21 protein-coding genes and 1 pseudogene are annotated in these 17,763 nt (G+C 63.6%); 18 read left to right on the plus strand and 4 right to left on the minus strand.

All coding sequences use genetic code 11. The features are described 5' to 3' along the window. The first annotated feature begins 9 nt into the window (after positions 1-9). From ACIP5Y_RS33130 to ACIP5Y_RS33165, 8 genes and pseudogenes are all read left to right on the plus strand, one after another. The gene (locus tag ACIP5Y_RS33130; RefSeq protein WP_400356188.1) at positions 10-231 is read left to right on the plus strand and encodes a hypothetical protein; all 222 of its coding nucleotides are present in this window, start codon (positions 10-12) and stop codon (positions 229-231) included. A 75-nt stretch (positions 232-306) separates the two neighbouring features. Further along, positions 307-1,584, plus strand: coding sequence for a hypothetical protein (locus ACIP5Y_RS33135; protein ID WP_400356189.1), 1,278 nt, complete (start codon positions 307-309; stop codon positions 1,582-1,584). Positions 1,585-1,644: 60 nt separating this feature from the next. Continuing rightward, a complete protein-coding gene (locus ACIP5Y_RS33140; RefSeq protein WP_400356191.1) occupies positions 1,645-2,775 on the plus strand; it encodes a hypothetical protein in 1,131 nt (376 codons plus the stop codon). After that, positions 2,741-3,277, plus strand: a complete 537-nt coding sequence (locus ACIP5Y_RS33145; protein WP_400356193.1) for a hypothetical protein — start codon at positions 2,741-2,743, stop codon at positions 3,275-3,277. Before ACIP5Y_RS33140 ends, ACIP5Y_RS33145 begins: the two co-directional genes overlap by 35 nt. A gap of 102 nt (positions 3,278-3,379) precedes the next feature. After that, the gene (locus ACIP5Y_RS33150) at positions 3,380-3,610 is read left to right on the plus strand and encodes a hypothetical protein (RefSeq protein ID WP_400356195.1); all 231 of its coding nucleotides are present in this window, start codon (positions 3,380-3,382) and stop codon (positions 3,608-3,610) included. A gap of 16 nt (positions 3,611-3,626) precedes the next feature. Beyond that, the gene (locus tag ACIP5Y_RS33155) at positions 3,627-4,232 is read left to right on the plus strand and encodes an SMI1/KNR4 family protein (RefSeq protein WP_400356197.1); all 606 of its coding nucleotides are present in this window, start codon (positions 3,627-3,629) and stop codon (positions 4,230-4,232) included. A 106-nt stretch (positions 4,233-4,338) separates the two neighbouring features. Then, positions 4,339-4,596 (plus strand): pentapeptide repeat-containing protein, encoded by a 258-nt coding sequence (locus ACIP5Y_RS33160; protein ID WP_400356198.1) that lies wholly within the window; start codon positions 4,339-4,341, stop codon positions 4,594-4,596. A gap of 25 nt (positions 4,597-4,621) precedes the next feature. Continuing rightward, a pseudogene (locus tag ACIP5Y_RS33165) lies at positions 4,622-4,795 on the plus strand (pentapeptide repeat-containing protein); the annotation flags it as partial. A gap of 101 nt (positions 4,796-4,896) precedes the next feature. Here the strand turns inward: ACIP5Y_RS33165 and ACIP5Y_RS33170 are convergent. Then, positions 4,897-5,619, minus strand: coding sequence for a helix-turn-helix domain-containing protein (locus tag ACIP5Y_RS33170; RefSeq protein ID WP_400356200.1), 723 nt, complete (start codon positions 5,617-5,619; stop codon positions 4,897-4,899). Between the two features lie 197 nt (positions 5,620-5,816). On the opposite strand from ACIP5Y_RS33170, the gene ACIP5Y_RS33175 reads away from it, so the two are divergent. Then, positions 5,817-6,074 (plus strand): hypothetical protein, encoded by a 258-nt coding sequence (locus ACIP5Y_RS33175; protein ID WP_400356202.1) that lies wholly within the window; start codon positions 5,817-5,819, stop codon positions 6,072-6,074. A gap of 190 nt (positions 6,075-6,264) precedes the next feature. Next, positions 6,265-6,666 (plus strand): hypothetical protein, encoded by a 402-nt coding sequence (locus tag ACIP5Y_RS33180; RefSeq protein WP_400356204.1) that lies wholly within the window; start codon positions 6,265-6,267, stop codon positions 6,664-6,666. Positions 6,667-6,749: 83 nt separating this feature from the next. Here ACIP5Y_RS33180 and ACIP5Y_RS33185 read toward each other — a convergent pair whose 3' ends face one another. After that, positions 6,750-7,250 (minus strand): MarR family winged helix-turn-helix transcriptional regulator, encoded by a 501-nt coding sequence (locus ACIP5Y_RS33185; RefSeq protein ID WP_400356206.1) that lies wholly within the window; start codon positions 7,248-7,250, stop codon positions 6,750-6,752. Between the two features lie 106 nt (positions 7,251-7,356). Here ACIP5Y_RS33185 and ACIP5Y_RS33190 point away from each other — a divergent pair, with 106 nt between their 5' ends. Next, positions 7,357-8,277 (plus strand): EamA family transporter, encoded by a 921-nt coding sequence (locus tag ACIP5Y_RS33190; RefSeq protein WP_400356208.1) that lies wholly within the window; start codon positions 7,357-7,359, stop codon positions 8,275-8,277. A gap of 47 nt (positions 8,278-8,324) precedes the next feature. After that, a complete protein-coding gene (locus ACIP5Y_RS33195) occupies positions 8,325-8,966 on the plus strand; it encodes an NAD(P)-dependent oxidoreductase (protein ID WP_400356210.1) in 642 nt (213 codons plus the stop codon). 84 nt (positions 8,967-9,050) lie between these two features. On the opposite strand, the gene ACIP5Y_RS33200 is transcribed toward ACIP5Y_RS33195, so the two are convergent. Next, complete coding sequence (locus ACIP5Y_RS33200) at positions 9,051-9,785, minus strand: S1 family peptidase (protein ID WP_400356212.1); 735 nt, start codon at positions 9,783-9,785, stop codon at positions 9,051-9,053. Between the two features lie 237 nt (positions 9,786-10,022). Here ACIP5Y_RS33200 and ACIP5Y_RS33205 point away from each other — a divergent pair, with 237 nt between their 5' ends. Then, positions 10,023-10,778, plus strand: coding sequence for a MerR family transcriptional regulator (locus tag ACIP5Y_RS33205; RefSeq protein WP_400356214.1), 756 nt, complete (start codon positions 10,023-10,025; stop codon positions 10,776-10,778). A gap of 64 nt (positions 10,779-10,842) precedes the next feature. Further along, a complete protein-coding gene (locus ACIP5Y_RS33210) occupies positions 10,843-11,496 on the plus strand; it encodes a hypothetical protein (protein WP_400356216.1) in 654 nt (217 codons plus the stop codon). 66 nt (positions 11,497-11,562) lie between these two features. On the opposite strand, the gene ACIP5Y_RS33215 is transcribed toward ACIP5Y_RS33210, so the two are convergent. Next, complete coding sequence (locus tag ACIP5Y_RS33215; protein ID WP_400356218.1) at positions 11,563-12,738, minus strand: hypothetical protein; 1,176 nt, start codon at positions 12,736-12,738, stop codon at positions 11,563-11,565. Positions 12,739-13,035: 297 nt separating this feature from the next. On the opposite strand from ACIP5Y_RS33215, the gene glf reads away from it, so the two are divergent. The 4 genes from glf to ACIP5Y_RS33235 are packed head-to-tail and all read left to right on the plus strand — an operon-like array spanning position 13,036 to position 17,763. Continuing rightward, positions 13,036-14,253, plus strand: coding sequence for a UDP-galactopyranose mutase (glf, locus tag ACIP5Y_RS33220; RefSeq protein ID WP_400356219.1), 1,218 nt, complete (start codon positions 13,036-13,038; stop codon positions 14,251-14,253). Beyond that, positions 14,253-16,196 (plus strand): glycosyltransferase, encoded by a 1,944-nt coding sequence (locus ACIP5Y_RS33225; RefSeq protein WP_400356221.1) that lies wholly within the window; start codon positions 14,253-14,255, stop codon positions 16,194-16,196. Before glf ends, ACIP5Y_RS33225 begins: the two co-directional genes overlap by 1 nt. Then, entirely contained in the window at positions 16,193-16,777 is a 585-nt protein-coding gene (locus ACIP5Y_RS33230; protein WP_400356223.1) for a phosphatase PAP2 family protein, read from the plus strand. Before ACIP5Y_RS33225 ends, ACIP5Y_RS33230 begins: the two co-directional genes overlap by 4 nt. Before the next feature lie 29 nt (positions 16,778-16,806). Then, entirely contained in the window at positions 16,807-17,763 is a 957-nt protein-coding gene (locus tag ACIP5Y_RS33235) for a decaprenyl-phosphate phosphoribosyltransferase (protein ID WP_397006053.1), read from the plus strand.

Consider the following 17,763-nt stretch of genomic DNA (forward strand, 5'->3'; position numbering starts at 1 on the left):
GGAGGCATCATGCCCAGTCCGAAACCGCCGGCACCACTCTCGTCCCCCCTCCGTCCCGTCTCCTCCTGGACCCCGGGCAACCCGAGCGCCGCCGGATCCACAAGCCCCACCAATAAGAGCAGAGTCTTCAACTTCAACAACCTCGACCAGCAGCACACCGCGCAACTGGTCACCCGCATCAACCGCGGCAACCAAATGAAGAAGTCCGCCCGAGCCACCAACCCGAGCTGACCTCTCCCAATCTCCGTTCGCCCCAACCGAATCAAATGCCAAAATCCCCATCCCGCGCCGGGATGGGGATTCTTCATGCCCACGCAAGAAGGGGGCCAGCCCGTGCCGATCGATCCTGCACAGCCTCACAACCCCCCTTCCTGGGTCACCACAAACAGCGCTTGGCTCAACCGCGTAACCAGCGGCGTGGACGGCTCACGATCCGACCGCACGGGCACTGCCGGCGGTGGTCGTGTTCATGATCTGACTGTTTCGAGTCCATTGGGTGCGGCTCAGAAGTTCCGGCGAATCCAGGATGTTCGCGAGCTGACCGTTTCGCATGCCCCGGTGCCTGTTTCGGCTCAGCCGGTGGTGTTGCAGGATGTGGCGGGTCGTATGCCTCCGGTGTTGCGTATGCCGGATCCGGAGTTGCCGGCGAAGGTGGAGCAGCGTACTGCACCGCTGCCCCCGGCACCTGCGCCGATTCCGCCGGCTGCTAGTCAGCCGCCGCCTTCGACTCCGTTCACTCAGATGTATGGGCTGCCGGGTGAGGGTGATCCGGGGGTGCCTTCTGCGAAGGTTCCGAAGACCTTGGAAGAGTTGGCGATTCCTGGCTATCAAGCTCCTCCACCGCCGGTCAATCCGGTGATCCAGGAGATGATCAGCCCCGGCCCAACAAGCCCTGCCGCAGATTCCGGCCCGAAATCACTATTCCCTGGTGTCCCAGGACTCGAAGATCAGGTTGGTATCCCGAGACCGATCGAAGTACAGGCAACTGCCTCATGTGAACTTCCGACGCCGGTTGTGCCGGGTGTTGTGCCGGATTCGATCACGAAGCCGGCCACGACTTTCCGCACTGGTTTCGGTTACACGCCACAGCAGTTGGCGGACGATCTCGCGATCTTTCGTCAGGGCCCGGTTGCTTGGGTCGGGCCGGGTAACCCCTATGACGTCGCGCGAGAGCGGTTGGAGGCGGCCCGATACACGCCGCTGGAGCAGCGCAACGATCTCGAGTGGGCGTTCTACGAGCCGCACAACGATGAGGAACGCGCGCTGCAGCAGGCGGCGTTTCGGCGTTTGCATGATGCCGGCATCCAGTGGAGAGATCCTGCTGTCGAGAAATATCTGCACGACGACAAAACCCAATGGCTCATCGACCCCACTCAACCCGCGACCAACACCGCGCCATCGCGGTTCTCACCCGCAGAGATTCGCCGGCAGATCATCGATATGAACCGTCCTGATGTCGATCCGAAGACGTTCCTCAACGATGCCCTGGTCGATATGACGATCGGTCCGGCGATGGTGCTGTGGGATGCCGCCCATGATCGTGGCGACCACAGCGGCTGGGAAATCACCATGGCTGCAGCATAACTGGGCCTCGACGTACTGATGATCCCCGGCGTCGGCAGCGCCGCGGCGAGAGGTGCGGGTTTGGGCCTGCGCAAGATCGCGCCGGAATTCATGGCCTCACTCGAAGCAACGGACACCGCCGCCGACGCTCTCCGAATCAGCCGCCAATTCCAAGACCAGCAACTACTCAAGCAAATCGACACATACGGCCAACGAACCGGACTACCACCCACCCACATCGGCACACCCAACCCCCCACACCCGGACCTACCAGCAATACACCCCGCCGCAGACCCGAAAATCCCGCCGCAACGAGAGGTACTTCCCCAAGCTGTCCCTTACAGCGATGCGGCAGCCCGGAATTCCGTGATTCAGGATTTCGCCGTCACCCTCGAGGGCGTCCCGGCGGTCTCTCCGGGCATCCACGTACCGCTGGATTCCCCGTTCAATCCGCAGGCCCTTCCTGATTTCAATGAATGGCGATTGCCTTCGCCTGATTACTACGCGCAGTGGAGTAGTGGGAGTTCGGCGGGCGACGGGATTTCTCGTATCAGCCCCAGTGAATTGAGATTCGGCGGGGTGCCTCTGGTCAAGGATGCACAGGCGGCAATTGCGCGAACAGGCTCAGATGATCTGCGAATCATTCAAAAGATGCTGGATCAGCACGGTGAGGATGTCGCGGGATTGCTACATCAGTATGGGATAAAGGGTAGAAAGAGCATTCCTGAATTCGATGGAGTGGACGATGTCGTGGCTCGATTGAATGAGAGCCTTGCCAATCTCGCTGAGGTACGGCGGCGGGGATACCCCTACCTTTTCGATTCAAAGAAGCAGTTCGACGAGGTCAAATCCGCGATTTTGGATGTGGCAGGCAAACGCGGCGTTGATCCTGCGGACGTGGAGGTAGTCGTACAAGGTAGTTCCTTGCACAAGCTGACCGCGGGTGACATCGATATCGCGCTGGTGGTAGATGCCGAGACCTTTGAACGGTATGGTCGGCAGTTCTTGGAGAATGCTACCTTGGACAAGGTTGCAAAGCAGATCGGAAAGGATGTGAAGAAAGGAAAGCTACCTGCCAATCGATGGGCGCCAAGAGAAGGGTCGGACAACCTCGGTGTAATAATGTATGAGACACTGGCAAATGGTGCGAAAATACAGATCTCCTTGATGAAGGAAGGTGGCGAGTATCTCGTTGCTCCCTATCTACGGTGAACTATCTGCCGACCGTGTAACCTACGTCGACATTGATCTCGAGACCGGAGTCTGGTCCGAGGTCGAGGCTGGCGGCGAGCTGGTTCCCGGAAGGATACTGGCGGCATTCCAGGGTGGCCAAGTGGTCCAAAAAATTCTCTTCAGTGATGGCACTCCGAGGAATGTGCAATATTTTGGAGTGCCGGAACCTGGCGCTGCACTTCGATGGCACGCGGCGAACTATCCCTCGGTCCGGGGTGAGATATGGCAGCCCTTTGCGAGGGAAGGGAGCGGCTCATGCCGAAAAGGGCACTTTACAGGGTCGAACGCGATTGTCGATATGGTCAAGATGGAATATCTGGATGATGACCTGGATTTGATCTCGGAGGAGTACTACACTCCCGACGGTCGACTGCTCGAGCGATTTGAATATCGCTACGATTCTGAGAAAGAGCTTCTTGAAACGCTGTCGTACAACCGGCATGGTGAGCTGATCGATATCGAGAGTCACGTCGATGAGTAGTCAGCATCCTCGGGAAATCAAGCGGCACAGCCACCATCGGCGGTTCGGGATTTCGGGCGTGTAGACGCGGACGTCTATGCGTGGGGTGAGCATGCGGATGCTGTGGACGAGGCGGTGGATCTACTTGTCCCATTCCGGGAGGAGGTGGAGTCGGCGATTTTTGGGGCAATCGGCAGAGCGTCAGTACGCGATGGCTATCCGGTAGATGCCAAAGTGGTGATTGAAGATGCTGCCCAGCAGTTGAGCGCGAACCTGAGCAGCGTCGATATCGATTTGAAGCTCGTCATCGACTTCCCGTTCGGTAGAGCGAATCTTCCGGCCTGGATGGTATAGATTTGCGGGGTGGATCATGACGGATGGTGACAACGCAGCCTCGGTGGTCGGCATCACTTTCGATCGAGCGGTATCCGCAGGCTTCCGCCCGGAGGCGGTCGAGGGCGCTACAGAATCCGAAATAGACTCAATGGTAGAGGCGCAAGGTGTAAGCCACATCCCCGATGCATTGCGTGCAGTTCTGCGAATTCTCGGTCGTCGCTGGGGGGCTGCCATGCCTGGAACTGTATTTGGGGTTCACGGTATGAGCGAGGATATCCGCGAGCAAGCGTTATGGTGCCTTGAAGAGGGCGGTGATCACGGAATGGTGGACCCGGGACACTTATTTGTCTTCTCGGCGGCGGGAGGCTACAGCTATCTCGTGATCGATGGAGTCGACCTGGAACAGCCAGATCCGCCGGTTTGGCTGCTGATCGAATCGTGCCAAGTAAAGCAGATCGCAAATTCTGTAACCGAATGGTTCGGTCGAGTCATCGACGAAGTTATTAACGAGAAGCGCCGTCTTTCGGAGCGGCGCGCAAAGGGACGGCCAGAACCTGCAAATGAGGCCAATTACCGATGGAGTGACGCCATCAATGAAGACTTCGGGAATGGGCGTCCGCCGGTTGTGACGCCCGAGTGATCCAGAAGGTTCTCTTCAAGAACGATGCTCCGCGAAGCGTGCAATACTTTGAGGTCGCCGCCATGATGACAATTTTTGATCGTTCGGAAGAGTGGCTGGGAGAAGAATGTCATTCGGTACCCCTGATCAATGGGTTCCCACTGTGGCCCCGCTCGACAGGGAAGCCGCGTCCGTACTCGAAGATTGGATCCGCGAAGGTCGACCATATGGACTGGATGCATCGGACTGTGATTTTAGTGGATCCGATCTGTCGGGAGTTGATTTCTCGGGAGCTTGCCTTATAGATGCTAAATTCGTCAATGTAGTACTGGAGCGCGACACTCGACGGTGCGGATCTCACCCATGCTTCGCTTTATGGTGTTGATGCCAGGGCATCGTCGCTTCGGTCGGCTCGAATTATGGGTGCGGACTTGGTTCGGGTAAATTTTTGCGATGCAGATCTTTCGGGCAGTATTCTTCAGCAAAACTTGTTCGAGGTTGCATTGAATGATAATACCAACCTATCCGGAATTACGGGATCTATTTTCGGGCCGGTCACGTTCGTTTCTGGAAATGTGGAATAAGAGATTTCTGGTGCTAATTTGCAGGAGTGGATACGGGAAAGGGGCGGATCTGTCGAAGTGTTGCCCATTCCGGGTAGGTAAGCGAAGTCAGGGCTGAGTGGTCAGTAGTTTCGCTGGATCAGGCGGCACAGCCACCATCGGCGGTTCGGGATTTCGGGCGAGTAGATGCGTACGTCCATCGGACGGGTCTGCTGGGCGACGATGTCACGGACGAGGATTCGGGTTCCGTCGGCTGACCGGGTGGGTGGGGTGTTGTGCCAGAGGTCGTCCCATTCGGGTGCCTGTCGGCAGGGTTGTAGCGCCTTGGCAACCTGCTCGTCGGAATCTATGTGTGGGGTGAGCATGCGGATGCTGTGGACGAGGCGGTGGATCTCCTTGTCCCACTCCGGGAGGATCTTGCGCGCAACGGGGTTCAGGAGCATCCATTCGACGAGGTTGGTGCCGGAGTCGAGGCCGGGGAATGTTGTGCGGTGGGCTGTATTGGCGGCGGCGATCGTGAAGGTCGGCAGTAGGTAGAAGCCGGCGGGATGGGGGAGGCTTTCGAGATCGGCCAGGTCTATTGCGGTCGGGTTCGCCGAGGTGTTCGGTGAGGTTCCGTAGACGCCGGCGAGGCTCGAGTCGAGGATGTATTTACGTTGCATCGAGGGGACACCCAACTGGTCCAGGAGCGCCTGCAGGGTAGGCAAGGTGGTTGGGCGGGTTCCCAGTTCGATCTTTTCGAGGAGGGATACCGAGATGTTGGCCAGGTGGGCGAGTTCCGTGCGGGTCAGCAGGGCATCCTGCCGGCGTTGCCGGATGTACTCGCCGAAATAATTGTCGGCCAACAGGTTTCACCTCTTTCGGGTGATGGGTGGGAGTCTGTGTACCGAGGTTTCCCACGGATTGTGCGGATGCGGGCTGTTGATCTCGCATCTACATACTTCGGATAATAGAACATATGTTCGAACGATAGCTGAAATGGTGCCACACCCTGCGACGGCGCGGGCGAGGCGGCATCGCTCCAGGGGTGGAAGGCGGTCTTGTGGACTGGATGGACAGATGTGTCGGCAACCGGGTCGGGCGGGCGTTGGCAGAGTCGGGCATCGGGACCGGGGAGGTGGCGAGGAAGGCGGGTATCAGGGCGGCTGTCTTTGCCGACCGGATGATCGCCCCCGCCACGTTCACTGTCGATGAGCTCGTGCTCATCGCTGTCGCGCTCGATCGGAACCCCGTCGATCTTCTTCCGGACGCTCGCTGCTTGCCGGACGCCGGATGTGATGTCTGCCTTGGCAGAAGCTAGTCGCGAGCGGACTCACTGCATACATTCATGACGACTTCACCCGACGGGCCTCCGGCTTGGCGGGTCGAGAAAGCGGGAAATCCATGTTCTGGAACGGTCATTCGCAGTCGCATAAACAGGTGCGTGGTAGCTGATGCCGTTGGTCGTTGTCGCCGGCACGGACCCCACCGCGGACTTCACGCCCTCCGCCATGACCAAGAGCTCGACCCATCAGATGGCCACCGAGTTCGGACAAGTCAGCGGCTGGAGCGCGGACGCGAAGAAATATCCGGGCTCCACCGTGCTCAACAATGCGCTCCGAGCGCAGAGCGCCAAATCGCGCGCGACCGTTACCGCCGTCCTTCCGTTCTCCGGAGGAGTCCCGGGTTTCATGGGCAAGCTCACGCAACGAGCACGGCTGGTGGTCAACGGTCGGCCGGTTGAAACCAGCTCAGAGGTGCCCGGGCCGGCGGGCACGATAGAGCTCACCGCGATCGTGGACATCAAGGCCGGTGATCTGGTGTCGGTAGAGGCATTCAGCACCGGTTTCACCTTCGCCGGCTCCCCGTCCATCATTTCTGCAGGCGAAAGCACTTACGTACGCATCGCCTGATACGGCAATGAACAGCGCCTGACCCAGTAGTCGAGAGTTCAACGGGCGGTGCACCTTCGGGTGTACCGCCCTTTTTGGTGTCTTCAGCTCAGGGTGATGTCGCCGAGGGATTCGGAGAGGGCGCGGAGGAGGGGGATGAGGGCTTCTCGGTCCGCTGGGGTGAGGCCGGTGAGGAGGCGTTGCTCGTTGGCCATGTGGAGGGGGAGGAGGTCGTCGACTAGTTGGCGGCCCTTATCCGTCAGGTGGACTCGGATGGCGCGGCGGTCCTTTGTGTCGGGGACGCGTTCGACCAGGCCTTTGGCGGTCAGGCGGTCTATGCGGTTGGTGATGGCACCCGAGGTGACCATGGCGGCTTTGTTGAGTTCGCCTGCCGTCAGGCCGGATTCGGGGTTCGAGCGGCGGAGGGTCGCTAGGACGTCGAATTCCCAGCGTTCGAGGGTGTGGGTGTGGAAGAAGTCGGTGAGGGCTCGGTCGAGGAGGCGGTGGAGGCGGGTTATGCGGCCGACTATTTCCATGGGGGAGGTGTCTACGTCGGGGCGGTGGGTGCGCCAGGCGGCGGTGATCTGGTCTACGGCGTCGGGCATGGGGGGCTCCCTCGGGAGGCGGGAATAATATTAATATTGAGATACTTAGTGTTGAGGTATCTACTGGTTGTTATCTCAACATTGAGATTATCAATGAGGAGCTTTGATGAACGGCTCGCGTGCGGGGTTTGCGGGGACGTTGGCGCTTACCGCGCTGACACCGCTGGTGTGGGGGTCTACCTATGCGGTGACCACGGAGTTCTTGCCGCCTGAGCGGCCTATGTTCACGGCGTTGATGCGGGCGTTGCCTGCGGGGTTGCTGTTGCTGGCGGTCACGAGGACGTTGCCGCACGGGCGGTGGGTGTGGCGGGCGGGGGTGCTCGGACTGCTCAATATCGGGGCGTTCTTTCCGCTGCTGTTCCTGGCTGCATACCGGCTGCCGGGAGGTGTTGCGGCGGTGTTGAGTTCGGCGTCGCCGTTGTTCGCCATCGGGCTTGCCGCGGTGGTGCTGGGGGATCGGCTGACGGGGCGGAAGGTGCTGGCGGCCCTGATCGGGATCGGAGGGGTGGCGCTGGTGGTGCTGCGGGCCACGGCCGCGCTCGACACCATCGGGGTTATCGCGGGATTGTCGGGGGCCGCGTCCATGGCGGGCGGCATCATTATGACGAAGAAGTGGGGGCGGCCCGACGGGGTCGGGCCGCTGGCCATGGCCGGGTGGCAGCTCACCGCGGGCGGGCTGATGTTGCTGCCGCTGGCGCTGATCGTGGAAGGGGCGCCGCCGGCGCTGGACGGGAAGGCCATCGGAGGCTATCTGTTCCTGGGACTGATCGGGACCGCGGCCGCGTATGTGGTGTGGTTCCGGGGCATCGGGAAGCTCAGGGCCACTTCGGTTTCGTTCCTCGGACTGCTGAGTCCGCTGTCCGCGGCGATCATCGGGTGGGTCGCGCTCGGGCAGTCGCTGGCGCCGCTGCAGATCCTCGGAATGGCGATCGCGCTCAGCGGGACCCTGCTGGGGCAGACCGCCCCCGCGCCACGTCCCGCACCGGCGGCCGAGCCCGAGACCGTGCCGGCCTCGCGGGCCGCTTGATACCGGTCATTCACCAGGCGGCAGGAATTCGAAGGAGTCGAAAGATTATGCGTATCACTGTGTTCGGAGCATCGGGGGATGTCGGTAGCCGAGTGATTGACGAAGCGTTGCGGCGCGGTCACCGGGTAGTAGCGGTCGCGCGGAATGCGGAACGATTGAACACGCTTCCGTCCGAAGTCGAAGTACGCCGGGGCAATGCGGCCCGCCCCGAGGATGTGGCGGCGGCCAGTGCGGGAAGCGACCTCGTCATCAGTGCGACCCGCCCGGTCCCGGGCCGCGAGCACGAGCTGCCCGAAGTCGCGCAGGCACTGCTGGAAGGTTTGGCGCACAGCGGGACTCGGCTGCTGGTGGTCGGTGGGGCGGGGAGCCTCACCCCGCCCGGCGCGGAGCTGCCCCTGAACCAGCAGCCGGACTTCCCGGCGGAACTGCTGCCGATCGCCGAAGCCTGCGACAAGCAGCTCACCGTCTTCCGGGCGGCGCAATCGGGGCCGGTGGCGTGGACCTATGTCAGCCCATCCGCGCTGCTCGAGCCAGGAGAACGAACCGGCGTCTTCCGGCTCGGTAAGGATGAGCTCCTGACCGATGACGAAGGGAACTCCTCGATCTCGATGGAGGACCTGGCGGTCGCCCTACTCGACGAGGCCGAGACGCCGCGCCACCACCGCACCAGATTCACCGTCGGATACTGAGTCACTGAAATATCCAGGCACACAAAGAAATACGGCCCGCGGGAGAGATCCCGCGGGCCGTATTCGTCGTTCGGGCAAGAGCCGTCAGAACGGGCGGAATCCCGCGCCAGCGCCACCCTGCGCGTTGATGTCGTCCAGCACGGTCGTGATGTTGGAGGCCAGCTCCGGCTCGTGGATCAGATCCCCCGCACCGGTGCACAACGGCAGCTCGACGTCGATCGGCCCGGCCTTGAAGTCCGTCCCGGCCACCACCATGCCGACCAGTCGGTCGCCCAGCAGTACCGGCGCGCCGGAGTCGCCGTGGTTGGCGCAGACCTGGCTGCGGAAGTAGTAGCTCTTGGTCTCCCACACGGGCCCGCAGGTGTAGCCGGTGGTGCGGCCGTTCTTGCAGACGATATTGCCGATCATCGGCGGGTTGCCGATGCCGTTGATGGTGGTCTGCGCGACCTGGCGGGTCGGGATGACGCGGGCCGGGTCGAAAACGATGACGGCCCAGTCCATATCGGCGTTATTGGCGGCGACCACGCCGATGCCGCCGCTGCGGGTGTACTCGGAGGCGACGCGCGCCCCGACCTCGCCGCAGTGGCCGGCGGTCAGGCCGACCAGCTTGTTATCGCGGTCGTAGCCGATCGCGGTGAGGGTGCAGTTGTTCACGCTGTCGGAGTCGGTGAGGTCCTCGATATAGACGCCGGAGCCGCCGCCCAGGGTCACCACCGGCGCCGCGTCGGCGGCCGTTCCGGTGAGCAGAGCAGTGGAACCGACCGCCACGACGGCCGCGGCCGCCCAGCGCAGAACTCGGGCGCGACCCGCAGTGAACATGTGTTTCCTCATCCCCCAACGCATCAAAAAATGGAGCCGCGCGCCGAAATCCGCTGTCGGGCAACGCGCTGCCGAATCCTTTCACAGCGCCGCAAAGCCGGGCAAGCGGGGTATCCCGGACAACCGATCCGGTGACCGATACCGGGACGGGCGCATACTGGTAATGGCTTGACCTTGACGCTACGTCAACTTGCATCCTGAATTCGTCGAGGAGAACGAGTGCGGAAAGGACGGGGAATGGAAACCGAGTGGTCCATCCAGGAATTGGCCAAGGCCGCCGGCACCACCAGCCGCACGCTGCGGCATTACGGTGAGATCGGCCTGCTGCCACCGGTCCGGATCGGATCCAACGGCTACCGCTACTACGGCCAGGAATCACTCGTTCGCCTGCAACGCATCCTTTTGCTGCGGGAACTGGGACTCGGCCTGCCGGCCATCGCCCAGGTCCTCGACGGACAGCAAGACGCCGCGGCCGCGCTGCGCACGCATCTGGAATTGCTGAAACAAGAGCAAGGCCGGATCGCGCGCCAAATCGCCTCGGTGCGAACCACATTGCGAAAAACGGAAGCAGGTGAGCAACTCATGGCCGACGAAATGTTCGACGGATTCGACCACACCCAATACAAGGACGAGGTCATCGACAAGTGGGGCAAGGACGCCTACGAGAAGAGTGACCGCTGGTGGCGCTCGCAGAGCAAGGCCGAACAGCAGGCCTTCATGCAGACCCACCGCGACATCGCCGCCGACTACGGCCGGGCGCACGCCGCCGGGCTCCCCGTCGACGGCGACGAGGTGCAGGCCATCGTGCAACGCCACTACGACTGGATCGGCGCCTCGCCCACGGGCGGACCCGTGACCGCCCAGTACTTCACCGGACTCGGCGAAATGTATGTGGCCGACCCACGATTCGGGCAGAACTACGACAAGCACGGCGCAGGCACCGCGGAGTACGTCCGCGACGCCATGAAGGCATACGCCGACGCCCGGCTGTAAACCGGATCGCCCCCGTCACCGCCACGCGGTAGAGTCCGCGCGAACGTGAGAGGGGGAGGTCCTGATGAGTTATCCATACGGTCAACAACAGCCCGGCTATCCGAATCCCGAGTATCCCGGTGGCGCCGGATATCCCGGACAGCAATATCCGGCCGCCGGATATCCGCAGCCCGGTTACCAAGCGCCACCGGGATATCCGCCGCAGGGATTTCCGGCATCGGGATATCCGCCCGCCTACCCGCAGCAGCCCGCGACCGGCGGTACCGCCATCACCGCCGGCGTGCTGGGGATAATCATCGGGATTCTCGCCACGATAGGCGGAGTCGCCGCCATGATCGCGGCGTCGGCCTTGAAGAAGGACGACTACTACGACTCCCCGTACAGCACGCACACGCACACCTCGGACAACGCCTCCACGGTGGCGACCGTCGTGGGCGTGGTCATCATCGTGGTGGGCCTGCTGTGGATCATGAGCGCGTGGCTGCTGCTGGCCCGCAAGACCTTCGGCCGCGTCATGCTGATCATCCTGTCCGGCATCGGCGTGGCCGGCGGCCTGGTCGATGCGGCCCGCACCCCCGGGGCCGGCCTTCTAGGGCTGCTGGTGGCGGTCGCCATCCTGGTCCTGGCCTCGGTACCGGCCACCGGTCGCTGGATCGCCGCGGGCAAGAACCGACAGCCCACCTACGCGCCGCCCACTTACTCGCCCTACGGCTACTGACAAGACGGTGAACGGCAAGAGCCGCCCGGCCTTTCGAAGCCGGGCGGCTCTTGTGCTATCCGAATCCTATGCGGCGCACATGGATTGCAGTACGCCCTTGAGAATCGGCATCCCGTAAGTGGTCGGCACGAACGCCAGGGTTTGCGCGATCGACAAGGGGGTCAGGATCGTATTGGCCACGCCCGTCCAGCCGGCGACGGTGTTGGCGACCGTCATCAGCAGGCTGGTGGTGTCCAGTGCCACCGTGATCAGCATGAAGAGGTTCTCCACCTTCACATCCGAGAGGGGCACGGTGTTGAGGCCGCGGCCCTCGTAGATGTCGAAGCCGAGGTTGGCGAGGAAGGTGAGCGGGCCGTAGTCGAGGGCGTCCACGATCGGGCCGAGCTCCTCGGTGCGGCGGATCATCATGACGTCCGCGACCCGGTTGTCGTGCAGGAAGCCCTGCAGCGCGGCCGCATTCGCGTTCACCGCGTTCGGATCCACCGGCAGGCCGGGGGTCGAGGCGAGGAAGTTACGGGTGCGCTCCACCAGATCCGAGGTCTTCAGCTCGGCCAGCGGGGTGCAGCTGCCGTTGGCGAGGGTCAGCTGCTCGGCCAGATCCATGAGCGGCTGCGGGATCTCGATGTGCTCGTCGGGCAGATCCAGCTGCAGCTTCTGGTACATCCCGGCGGCCCGGGTCTGGCAGCCCACCGTCGACAGTTGCCCCTGGACCGCGCGGGCCAGCGATTTCACGCCGTTGAACAGCGCGCCCACGATCGGCTTGAGTATGAACCCGACGGTCGGCACCAGGCTGAAGGCCAGCTGGGTCGGAATCTTCACGATGCGGGTGGCGAGGATGAACACCTCGATCACATCGTTGACGTTCAGCGAGGACGCCGAGACGGTCTTGTCGATGCGGCCGGTCTTGATGGCGTCCAGCGCGTTCACCAGATTGCTGACGATCGGATCGTCGAGGTACTGGGTGCGGTCGTTGGGGCCGGCCACCGGCAGCATATCGCGGTGCACACGGACCGTGGCGATCGTCGTCCGGAAGTCGTTCACCTGCTGGTCGTAGGCGGACTGTTCGGCGGCGGGGACCACGGTGCGGATGGCCGTGGCCGCCGCGTTGACGATGTCGTCGAAGGTCGGTGCGGCATTGCCGCAGATCGGGCCCGCATCGGCGACGGCAGTCGCGGCGAGAGTGTCCCCCTCGTCCGCGAACGCCGGGGCGGCGGCCGGGACGAGGGCGGCAGTGCTCAGCACGGCCGAAATCGTTAGCGCACCCATGAGGGGTGCGAAGCGGGCTAGTCGCAATGTAAGGGTCTTCCGGGTAGGGCGCGGCAGCCCGCGCACCAGCACAAACAACTGAACTGGTCGTACGCTCAGTTCGGGTGCCTATGTAATACAGCCCGTGTGACCGCGTTGTCCCCGTTTCGGTAAACACGGAGCAAAATTTTCGCCAAAGTCAACCCCCGCACGGGGGATCCGCGGACCCCGCGTGGGGGATGCCGGACACCGGTCACTACCGCACCTGTGAGAGCCAGCGCACCGCCGCACCCGATGCCGGTACGCTGGGCCACCGTGACCGTCGCATCCCCCTTCGATCTCATCGTCGTCGGCTCCGGCTTCTTCGGGCTGACCATCGCCGAACGCACCGCCAACCTGCTGGGCAAGCGGGTACTGGTGGTCGAACGCCGCTACCACCTCGGCGGCAACGCGTACTCGGAGGCGGAGCCCGAAACAGGCATCGAGATCCACAAGTACGGCGCCCATCTCTTCCACACCTCCAACAAGCGCGTGTGGGACTACGTCAACCAGTTCACCGAATTCACGAACTACCAGCACCGCGTCTTCGGCCTGCACAAGGGCCAGGCCTACCCGCTGCCCATGGGGCTGGGCATGATCTCCCAGTTCTTCGGCCGCTACTACAGCCCGGACGAGGCGCGCGCGCTCATCGCCGAGCAGTCGGCGGAGGTCGACAGCAAGGACGTGACCAACCTCGAGGAGAAGGGCATCTCGCTGATCGGCCGCCCGCTCTACGAGGCGTTCATCCGCGACTACACGGCCAAGCAGTGGCAGACCGATCCCAAGGAACTGCCGTCGAGCATCATCACCCGGCTGCCGGTCCGCTACACCTTCGACAGCCGCTACTTCAACGACACCTACGAGGGTCTGCCCAAGGACGGGTACGCCGCATGGCTGTCGAAGATGGCGGAGAACGACCTCATCGAGGTCCGCCTCGACACCGACTGGTTCGACGTGCGTGACGAGATCCGCGCCCAGAACCCGGACGCCCCGGTCGTCTACACCGGTCCGCTGGACCACTACTTCGACTACAGCGAGGGCGAACTCGGCTGGCGCACCATCGATTTCCAGACCGAGGTGCTGGAAACCGGTGACTTCCAGGGCATTCCGGTCATGAACTACAACGACGCGGACGCCCCCTGGACCCGCATCATCGAACCGCGCCACTTCCACCCCGAGCGCGACCACTACCCCACCGACAAGACGGTCATCATGCGCGAGTTCTCGCGCTTCGCCCAGACCGGCGACGAACCGTACTACCCCATCAACACCCCCGAGGACCGCGCCAAGGTGCTCGCCTACCGCGAGCGCGCCAAGGCCGAAACCGCCTCCGCCAAGGTGCTTTTCGGCGGTCGCCTGGGCACCTACCAGTACCTGGACATGCACATGGCCATCGGCGCCGCGCTCAGCATGTTCGACAACGTGCTGCGCCCGCACCTGGAGACCGGCGCCACCCTCGTGGACGAGGCCTGATGACCGCCCAACTCACTCGGGAAGACATGAGCACCGAGACCCGCGCCGTATCCCTGCTCCAGCGCATCATCCTGCCCCGGCCGGGTGAACCCCTGGACGTGCGCAAGCTGTACCTCGAGGAATCCGACACCAATGCCCGCCGCGCGCACGCCATCACGCGCACCGCGCTGGCCATCGGCGCGGAATCCGAGGTGTCGTTCTGCACCTACTTCAATGCGGTCCCGGCCAGCTACTGGCGACGCTGGTCCGTACTGAAGTCCGTGGTGCTGAAGCTGGAGATGTCCGGCCACGGCCGCGTCGACGTCTACCGCTCCAAGGCCGACGGCTCCCGCATCCACGTACAGGGCGACGAATTCAGCACGCCCGGCGACGGCGCGGCCGCGGCCGACTACGTCGAATTCGAAGTGGACCTCGGCCCGTTCGAGGACGGCGGCTGGATCTGGTTCGACATCACCACCGACTCGCACGTCGAAATGCGCAGCGGCGGTTGGTATGCGCCCGTCGAGGCGCCCGGCGAGGGCAGCATCGCGGTCGGCATGCCGACCTTCAACCGCCCCGCCGACGCGGTGAAAACCATTGCGGCCCTGGGCTCCGACCCGCTGGTGCTGGAGAAGATCAAGGCCGTCATCATCCCCGACCAGGGGACCAAGAAGGTCGTGGACCAGCCCGGCTTCGCCGAAGCCGCCCGCGCGCTGGGCGATCGGCTGGCCTTCCATGATCAGCCGAATCTCGGCGGCTCCGGTGGGTACAGCCGGGTCATGTACGAAGCGCTGAAAACCACCGACGCCGAATACATCGTCTACATGGACGACGACATCGAGATCGAGCCGGACTGCATCCTGCGCGCGCTCGCGTTCTCGCGTTTCGCCAAGTCGCCCATCCTGACCGGCGGCCAGATGCTGAACCTGCAGGAGCGCTCGCACCTGCACAGCATGGGCGAGGTCGTGGACCGCGGCATCTTCATGTGGACCTCGGCCCCGAACGTCGAATACGACCACGACTTCTCGAAGTACCCGCTGCGCGACCGCGACAACTCGAAGCTGCTGCACCGCCGCATCGACGTGGACTTCAACGGCTGGTGGACCTGCGTCATCCCGCGCCAGGTGGCCGAGGAGATCGGGCAGCCGCTGCCGCTTTTCCTCAAATGGGACGATGTCGAATACGGTTTGCGCGCAAGGGAACACGGCTATCCGACCGTCACCCTGCCGGGTGCGGCCGTGTGGCACATGGCCTGGTCCGACAAGGACGACGCCATCGACTGGCAGGCCTACTTCCACCTGCGCAACCGGCTCGTGGTGGCCTCGCTGCACCTGCCCAACGACGGGCGTCCGATGGTGGTCAACACCATCAAGGCCACGCTGAAACACCTGCTCTGCCTGGAGTATTCGACGGTCGCCATCCAGAACGAGGCGATCCGCGACTACCTGGCCGGTCCGGAGCAGCTGTTCGATCTGCTGCCCACCGCGCTGGGCAAGGTGCACGCCATGCGCAAGGAGTTCCCGGACGCGGTGATCGTGCCGTCCTCCACCGAACTGCCGCTGGCCTCCCACGCCGGAGTCGGCGCGGTCGGCGAACCCGGCAATCCGCTCGCGAAGGTCGTCCGGCTCGGCAAGGGCGTGCTGCACAACTTCCGCAAGGCGGACACCAAGCATCACGAGACCCCGCAGCTGAACGTCCCCACCCTGGACGCGCGCTGGTTCCTGCTCTCCCAGGTGGACGGCGTCACCGTCACCACCGCCGACGGCCGCGGCGTCGTCTATCGCAAACGGGACCCGCGGCAGGCCCTCGAACTGTTCAAGGAAGCCTTGCGGCTGCGCAAGGAGCTGGCCGAGCGTTTCCCCGAAGTGCGCGAGCAGTATCGTCGCGCGCACGCTCATCTCACGAGCAAAGCGGCTTGGGAGAACGTCTTCGGCATCGACACAGAAGGAAAGACGACGGAATGACCGCTGCACAGCCTGCTTCCGGGACCGACCGGAACCTGCATGTGGTCCCGGACGCCCCGGCCGGCGCCGCTGCCGCGCCCGCCGAGGTGAAGATCCTCAACGCTGTCCAGGGCACCATCGGCCGCAATCCCGCGGTCATCAAGGCCGCCCGCGGCATGTCCCACTTCGGTGAGCATTCGCTGGGCTGGCTGGGCATTTCCGCGATCGGCGCGCTCGTCGACAAGCCGCGCCGGCGGGAGTGGATCGGCGTCGGCGTGGGCGCGTTCGGTGCGCACGCGGCCTCGGTGGTCATCAAACGGATCGTCCGCCGGCCCCGGCCGAACGATCCGTCCGTGCAGGTCAACGTGTCGACGCCGAGCAAACTGAGCTTCCCGTCCTCACACGCGACATCCACCACGGCGGCGGCTGTGTTGCTCGGGAGGCTCACCGGGCTACCCTTGCCAGCGGTGCTCGTCCCGCCGATGTTGCTCTCCCGAGTCGTTCTCGGAGTGCACTATCCCTCCGACGTGCTCGCCGGTTCCGCGCTGGGCGCCGCATCAGCTGCCATAGTGCTCAGTGCCGAAAAGAGACTCGCGAAGTGACCACAGCCAAGGAAAGAGCCGTTGGGGATATGAGCGAAGAGCCGACCAGTACCGACCTAGCCGAGGCGGTCATCAAGGGCCCGCCGAAGTCGCTGGGCGCCGGCCTCGTCAAGGCGATCCGCCCGCGTCAGTGGGTCAAGAACGTCCTGGTGCTGGCCGCGCCGGCGGTCGCGGGCAAGACCGCCGCCGGCCATATCGTGCTCTCCGATCCGAAGGTGCTCGGCCACGTCGGCATCGCGTTCGTGGTGTTCTGCCTCGCGGCCTCCGGCATCTACCTGATCAATGACGCCCTCGACGTCGAGGCCGACCGGGCGCACCCGACCAAGCGGTTCCGGCCCATCGCGGCCGGCGTGGTGCCGGTCAATCTGGCCTTCGCGCTCTCGGTCGTGTTCCTGGCCGCCTCGATTCTCGGCTCCTTCCTGGCCAATTGGCATCTTGCCGTCGTGATGGCCGTCTACATCGGCATCCAGCTCGGCTACTGCTTCGGCCTGAAGCATCAAGCGGTGCTGGACATCTGCATCGTCTCGTCCGGCTTCCTGTTGCGCGCCATCGCGGGTGGCGCGGCGGCGGACATCAAGCTCTCCAAGTGGTTCCTGCTGCTCATGGCGTTCGGCTCGCTGTTCATGGCGGCGGGAAAGCGCTACGCCGAGTTGAAGATCGCGCTCGACACCGGTGCCAAGATCCGCAAGTCGCTGGAGTACTACACCCCCACCTACCTGCGGTTCGTCTGGACACTGTCGGCCACCACCGTGGTGGTCTGCTACGGCCTGTGGGCGTTCGACAACGACCCCTCGGTCCGGCACGCCGACAATGTCTGGTTCGCCATCTCCATGATCCCGTTCACCATCGCGATCCTGCGATACGCGGTGGACGTCGACGGCGGCGAAGCCGGTGAACCCGAAGAGATCGCCCTGGGGGACCGGATCCTCCAGTTCCTCGCAATCGCCTGGATCGGAGCGGTAGGTGTCGCTGTCTATCTCACCTGA

Origin of the sequence: Nocardia sp. NPDC088792, from assembly GCF_044750615.1 — a bacterium.
In the GTDB taxonomy this organism is placed as follows: domain Bacteria; phylum Actinomycetota; class Actinomycetes; order Mycobacteriales; family Mycobacteriaceae; genus Nocardia.